Genomic DNA, 1,797 nt, shown 5'->3' with positions numbered 1-1,797 from the left:
CACATCCGTGGGGCACGGGTACGGCGTGGGGACGCGCACGCGCGGCGCGACCATCTTCCCGTCCGGGCCGAGGACGGTCGCCTTGATGCCTGTCCCGCCGCAGTCGACGACGAGCGTGCGGGGGCCGGCAGGAGGTGTCGCGATCACGGGGACAGCCTGCCCTGCCCGCCCCGCCCTACCCTGGTCCGCTATGGCAGACGCCCCGCTCATCACCCGCTACGGCAACCCCGTCCTCCACCGCACCGCCCAGCCGGTCGAGCGCTTCGACGACGAGCTGGTGGCGCTCGCCGAGCGCATGCGGGCCAGCATGGCCGCGGCCGACGGCGTCGGGGTGGCCGGGCCGCAGATCGGCGTCGGGCTGCGGGTCTTCGTCATCGACTGCCCCGGCCCTGACGGCGAGAACGTCGTGGCGACGCTCGTGAACCCGGTGCTCGAGGTGAGCGAGGAGCGCGAGCTCGACGAGTCCGAGGAGGGCTGCCTGTCGGTCCCCGGCGTCTGGAACGTCGTGCCGCGCCCGGCGTGGGCGGCGGTGAGCGGGTTCGACGAGTTCGGCAAGCCCGTGCGGGTCGAGGGGACCGGCCTGCTGGCCCGCTGCCTGCAGCACGAGTACGACCACCTCGACGGCATCGTCTACGTCGACCGGCTGCCGAAGCGGACGCGGCGCAAGCTGCTCGACGCGATGGGCACGCCGGAGTGGGGCGAGCCGCCCGCCTGACCCGTGGTCAGCCCGCGCGGCGCGCCCGCATCGCGTGCGCGCCGAGGACGGGCAGCGCAGTGGGCGCGAGCTCGGCCGGCTCGAGCGCGACGGTGCGCAGCGCGGGGACGCGTTCTGCGGGCATCGGGCGTCCGAACAGATATCCCTGGGCGCGGTCGCAGCCCATCGCGCGCAGCAGTGCGGCCTGGCCGTACGTCTCCACGCCCTCGGCGACCACGATGAGGTCGTGCGCGTGCGCGAGGTCGATGACGGCCGCGACGACCGCGTCGCCCTGCCGGGTGCCGAGGCGGGCGACGAACGAGCGGTCGATCTTGAGCGCGTTGAGGTCGAACTGGCCAAGGTAGGCCAGGGCCGAGTAGCCGGTCCCGAAGTCGTCGACGGCGAGGTGGGCGCCGAGCTCGCGCAGCCGGCGCAGCGACTGCTCCACCACAGCGCTGCCGCCCAGCAGGCTGCGCTCGGTCAGCTCTATCAGCAGCTCGCCCGTCGCTGCGGGGAAGCGCGTGAGCGCCCGCTCGAGCCGCCGGGCGTAGTGCGGCAGCTGCAGCGTGCGGGGGGAGACGTTGACGCTGACGCGGGTGGTGCAGCCCAAGGCCCGCCAGGCCGCGACCTGCTCGACGGCCGCCTCCACCACCTGGCTGTCCAGCTCGGCGATGAGGCCGCTCTCCTCGGCCACCTCGATGAACGCCGCGGGCGGGAGCAGGCCGCGGCCGGGCTCGTCGATGCGCACGAGCGCCTCCACGGCCCGGACGGTGCCGTCGAGCAGGCTCACGACGGGCTGGAAGAGCAGCACGAGGCGGCGCTCGTCCAGGGCGCGGCGGAGCGTCTGCTCGGCGTCGAGGCGCTCGTCCACCTCCTGGCGCAGCTCGGCGTCGAAGAGCGCGAAGCGGTCGCGCCCGTTCTCCTTGGCCCGGTAGAGCGCCAGGTCGGCCTCGCGGAACAGCTCGGCCGCGGAGCGCTGCCCGTCGCTGCAGGTGCTGACGCCGACGCTCGCGCTGGGCACGAGCGTGACCCCGTCGGCGTCGTACGGCACGCGGAGCACCTCGAGCACCCGCCGCGCGAGCGCCGCCGCCCCCGCCGGCCCG

At 75.1% G+C, this 1,797-nt stretch carries 2 protein-coding genes; one reads left to right on the top strand and one right to left on the bottom strand.

Going from position 1 to position 1,797, the window contains the following annotated elements:
* Nucleotides 1–190: 190 nt before the first annotated feature.
* Nucleotides 191–715, top strand: coding sequence for a peptide deformylase (gene def / locus G9H71_RS22495; protein ID WP_166284980.1), 525 nt, complete (start codon nucleotides 191–193; stop codon nucleotides 713–715).
* A 7-nt stretch (nucleotides 716–722) separates the two neighbouring features.
* Here the strand turns inward: def and G9H71_RS22490 are convergent.
* The coding region (locus G9H71_RS22490; protein ID WP_166284979.1) for a putative bifunctional diguanylate cyclase/phosphodiesterase at nucleotides 723–1,797 on the bottom strand (1,075 nt) is incomplete at its 5' end.

It is taken from the genome of Motilibacter deserti (assembly GCF_011250635.1).
GTDB classification, from domain to species: domain Bacteria; phylum Actinomycetota; class Actinomycetes; order Motilibacterales; family Motilibacteraceae; genus Motilibacter_A; species Motilibacter_A deserti.
Note: the sequence above shows the minus strand (reverse complement) of the source record. Positions and strands in the feature narration are given on the sequence as shown.